Source organism: Skermanella sp., from assembly GCF_059503625.1.
This window is the reverse complement of the sequence record NZ_JCACHA010000994.1, coordinates 1,778-6,292: the sequence shown is the minus strand read 5'-3', so window position 1 is coordinate 6,292 and position 4,515 is coordinate 1,778. Positions and strand designations below refer to the sequence as shown.

The 4,515-nt window shown below is 63.7% G+C and carries 5 protein-coding genes; 3 read left to right on the top strand and 2 right to left on the bottom strand.

The genetic code is table 11. The features are described from left to right. The 3 genes from AC5JJ6_RS36415 to AC5JJ6_RS36405 all read left to right on the top strand — a co-directional run. On the top strand, window positions 1–674 hold a 674-nt coding region (locus AC5JJ6_RS36415), incomplete at its 5' end, for a hypothetical protein (RefSeq protein WP_496046717.1). A 51-nt stretch (window positions 675–725) separates the two neighbouring features. Further along, window positions 726–1,217 carry a hypothetical protein gene (locus tag AC5JJ6_RS36410; protein ID WP_496046716.1) on the top strand — a complete coding sequence of 164 codons (492 nt, stop codon included), beginning with the start codon at window positions 726–728 and terminating at the stop codon, window positions 1,215–1,217. A 93-nt stretch (window positions 1,218–1,310) separates the two neighbouring features. Further along, window positions 1,311–1,601, top strand: coding sequence for a hypothetical protein (locus AC5JJ6_RS36405; protein ID WP_496046715.1), 291 nt, complete (start codon window positions 1,311–1,313; stop codon window positions 1,599–1,601). Window positions 1,602–1,654: 53 nt separating this feature from the next. On the opposite strand, the gene ppsR is transcribed toward AC5JJ6_RS36405, so the two are convergent. After that, window positions 1,655–3,064 carry a transcriptional regulator PpsR gene (gene ppsR, locus AC5JJ6_RS36400; protein WP_496046718.1) on the bottom strand — a complete coding sequence of 470 codons (1,410 nt, stop codon included), beginning with the start codon at window positions 3,062–3,064 and terminating at the stop codon, window positions 1,655–1,657. 251 nt (window positions 3,065–3,315) lie between these two features. Further along, window positions 3,316–4,263 carry a cobalamin B12-binding domain-containing protein gene (locus tag AC5JJ6_RS36395; protein WP_496046714.1) on the bottom strand — a complete coding sequence of 316 codons (948 nt, stop codon included), beginning with the start codon at window positions 4,261–4,263 and terminating at the stop codon, window positions 3,316–3,318. Window positions 4,264–4,515 lie beyond the last annotated feature (252 nt).

Sequence of the window (4,515 nt, the reverse complement as noted above, 5' to 3'; positions counted from 1 at the left end):
TCGCGATCCAGGCCGGGAACAGGAACCGGGCGACACAGCATCAGCTGGCCGGCTCGGCGGGCAACGTGGCGCTGTCGCTCCAGACCGGCAGGCTGAACACGGTCAAGCAGACCCAGGGCGCCGAAGGCGTCGCCGTCGATACCTTCAGGCCGTCCGACCGGTCCGGTCCGGTTAAGACCCGCTCCACCTTCGACATCGCCAGCGTCTCGTCTGCGGCGGTCGCCGTCCAGGCCGGCGTGCGCAACATGGCGACGCAGACCCAGATCGGCGCCGACAACCTCGCCGCTTCGGTCCAGGTCGGCAAGGACAACTACGTCCTCCAGACCCAGGGCACCATCGGGGAAACGACCACTCCCTACACCAATGCCGCCGGACGCGGCACCATCCGGTCCGACGAACCCAACTACAGCATCGGCTCCTTCGCGGGCGTCGTCCAGGTCGGCGATTGGCACGGAGCGACCCAGAAGCAATCCGGTGTCGGCCACACGGCCATGGTGCTTCAGGTCGGTTCCGACGACGGCTCCTATCAGACGCAGACCGGCTTCGGACAGGAAGCCCTGTCGATCCAGATCGGCGCCGCCAACCGCTCCACCCAGACCCAGTCGGGTTTGGTCAACGCAGGCGCCGTCGTCCAGGCCGGCGTCGGCAACTACGCCTACCAGACGCAGAAGTAAGCGGTCCGGCCGCTCCTCTCCTTCCAGCACCAGAGCACGAGAAGCCTCATCATGCGCACTTCCCTGATACTCTCCGTCGTCGCCACCCTGCTGTCCCTCTCCTCTCCCGCCACCGCGGGAGAGGGCGACATCCTCCTGGCCGGCATCGGAAGTCAGGAAGGAGCGGCGCTGTCCGGTGAGGCTTCCGTCCTTCAGGCCGGCATAGCGGGCGAGAGGCGGAGCGAGCCGGCCGCAGGCGGCCGAACGGTCGCCCATGCGTTCCAGGCCGGTCAGGCCAACGCGACGCTGATCGAGCAGAGCGGCGGCACCAACGGCACCGCCATTGCCCAGCTTGGCAAGGGAAACCTGGCGATCGCCAGCCAGACCGGCGCCTACAACGACGCAAGCCTGACCCAGACCGGCAACGATCTGGTGATCGTTTCCCAGAAGGGGGTCGGACTTACGCTGACGGCCGATCAGATCCCGGACTATCCGGCGCTGGTAATCCAGCAGGGCGTCGGCAGCCGGTCCGTCACTAAGGTTGTTCCTCTTTCGAGACGTTGACCCTGAAACCTAGGATACCGGTTTATGCGGAACGTCAGGCGCAGAGTCGCTGTTGATTTTGTCAACAGAGGCAAAACCGTGTGGTCGTGACCGATGAGCGAGAATGACAAGACCCAGCCGAGCTGCGACGATGCCGCATCCGATAACCTGAGCGCGGACGCGCTGGAACAGACGATGGAAGAAGTCGTCGAAACCCTGGCCCTGACCCACCAGGCCGCGGGCTTCTTCCAGAAGGGCAACCGCTCCCCGCGCGAAAAGGCGCGGTCCGAGCAGGTCCGCCAGACCGCGGAAGCCATGCTGAACGCCGCCGCCGATCAAGCCGGCGGCGGGTGCAAGCAGCAGGAGGACAGCATCAGCCTAGACGACCCGCGAATCGTCCACTGACCACTCTGAACGTCCAGGCCCGATCATCCAGTCCCCCGGCATCTCGACCGGCGTTACTCTTCGCCGCTCTCCAGATCGCCCAGTCCATAGCGACGGAGCTTGACGTACAGGCTCTGCCGGCTCAGTCCCAGGATCTCAGCGGCGGAAGCCCGGTTGTCGCTGGTGATTTCCAGAGCTGCCTCGATGCACAGCCGCTCGATCACATCCGTGGTCTCGCGCACGAGATCCTTCAGCGGCACCCGCCCGACCAGCTCCGTCAGCTGCTCGACGGCACGTGGCAATTCCTTCTTGCGGGAGTCGGCGGTCAGCCGGCGGCCGACGTCGCGGATCGAGAAGCCGAAGCCAGGACCGTCGCCGCCCGGCACGGAAGCCGCCGACACTTCGATTTCCGCCATGGCGCCGTACTCGCCGCGCAACGTCGCGGCGTATAGCCTGACCGAGCCGTGCTGCCGCAGGTTGGCAAGGAGCACGCCCAGATCGACACCCGGCCGCCCGAGCCAGCGCTCCAGCGACTGGCCCCGGGCCTGATCCTCCGCCGCCAGTTGGGCAAGGTCCAGGAAAGCGGAATTGGCGGCGAGCACGCGTCCCTCGGCATCGGTGATCACGAAACCGTCGGGCATGTTCTCGACGATCTGGAACTGGCTCGGCTGCGTCTCCGGCTGGCGGGCCTGCTCGGCGCTCAGCGGCATCAGACGCACCAGGAACAGCGAGGCGTTGTCCTGACGGAACAGCGATGCAGTGATCCGGAGATCGCGTCCCAGCGTGGAGCGGACGCGTCCTTCGTCCTCGCGTCCCGTCGCCCGTACGCCCGCCAGCAGCAACTGTACCGCCGGGGCGTCGGCGGCATCCAGCGTGTCGGACAGGGACCGGCCCACGGCGCCGCCGGCCGCCACGCCGAATCCCAGCAGCGCATCCGCCGCGGGGTTGGATTCCAGGACCTTGTGGGTCGCGGCGTCGGCGATCAGGATCGCCTCCGGCGTCATCTGGAACAGCAGGCGATAGCGCATCTCGACATGACGCAGGCGGGCGTAGTCGCGCTCCATCGACTGCTGCGCTTCGACCAGCCGTTGCTGAAGGGCGGCGGACGGCCGCAGGTCGCGCCCGACGGCGACCATCCTGCCTTCGGCGCCGATCTGGACGACCGAATATTGGATCGGGATGTCGGCACTGCGCGGCAAGGGATGGTTGACGTGCCTCCAGCGGGGCGGAATGCCGGCGCGCGCCTCGCTCAGCATGCTGTCGATCTTGATCCGGCTTTCGACCGTCACCGTTTCCATCCACGGACGGCCGATCCATTGATCCGACCATTCGCGCGGCAGGTCGTCGTTGCCGAAGGTCAGGTCGCGGATGACACCCTTGTCATCCATGACGATCGCAATATCTCCGGCAGACGCTACCAAAGCCGCTACGGCCTCGGCGTCAAGGTTCTCAAACGACTCCTTTGGAGCTTTGAAATGCTTCACGGGAGGGGAGACCTTCGAGCCCGAAGGATGGAAGTCGGCGCCCGCAGGTCTGAGGCCGGTCTTGCTGCCAAGAGGTCCGGCGAGTTCGGCTGACGCCTTAGGTCTCACCATTAGAACATCCTGCAAAATTTTGTCAAGCCGACTTGACGTATATCGAGATTGACAGTCGCCACTTCAATGCCGCCTTTTCCCTGAGCACAAAAAAAATCGGGTGGACCCCACCCGTTCAACGTCCAAAGGCCTTGACAGTTTCAGCTTTGTTTCGAGATCAACGCAAGAAGATTTTCAGCCTGTACCGGAGCTTGCCGGCCATCGATCGCCGTCGCATCCGCTCCGACAAGCGTTACCATTTCAGGATGTTCGACGAAGACGGGTCCCCCGACCAGGATGCCGACGGACTGGTTGCGCGACGCTCGGCGGATCAGGCGGATGGTCGCAACCAGTGTGTCCAACTGTACGTCACAGCTAACTGACAGACCAACCACGGCAAACCACTGGCTGCGCACGGTTCGGATCAGTTCATCGCGGGAGACGGGGGCTCCGGTGACGACATCCCAGCGCGCCCGGCGGAAGAATTCAGCCACCATCGATACGCCGAAGGTATGCTGCCCGCCCGGCACGCTCATCAGCAGCGCACGGCGGCCGTCGTCGCGGGTTGACGCCTCGTTCAGGAACGCCGGACTGAAGTCGTGCAGAACTTGTTGCAGATGACACAATCCAATCGTGACATCGGCGAAGTGAAGCGTATCGTTCGTCCAGAGATCGCCGAGATGGCGTGCGGTCGGAGCAAGCAAGTCCAGGTAGAGGGACTCGAGCGGCACGCCGCTCGTCCGCAGCCCATCGACGAAAGATGCCGCAATCTGGAACCGGTCGTTCACCAGCAGGTCGGCAAGCTCCAGCACATCTTCAGGTTGCTGAACATAGCTTGCACCTTCCCCGACGATAAGTGGGACTTCGGCCAGCGCACCTGGAGGCAGCTCGCCAAGTCCCGGATATACCCCCGAAGATGAACGACGGGCAAGAATAAGGCGGGGAACGATCTCCGCCTCGACTGTGTCAATCAAACCGGCCAATAGCTGGCCAGGATGGCCGCGCCTCGTGACGACCCGAGGATCGACAACTGTGCTCTCCGTTACCGGTGCACGTTCGACCTCTTCCCAGGCCCTCCCTGAAACGACCCGTTCAAGCGAGTCATTCATTTTTTGCTCCCTGAGGATAGGGTGAGCCTACCCTCATGCTTAATAAGCCTCAACCACAAATCAGGGGAGGTTTACTATGCTCCGAATAGGTCACATGGACATGCCTCCCCGATCGATTTTGCATTGCCCCTCCAGATGCCGATAGCAAGCCTCAGCCCCAAAAAACTGTCAATCAAAATTGACGTCCAAAGCTATTGACGGTTGTTCGCCGAGGGTTTAGCGTTCTCCTCAACAAGGGATCGGGAAAGGGCG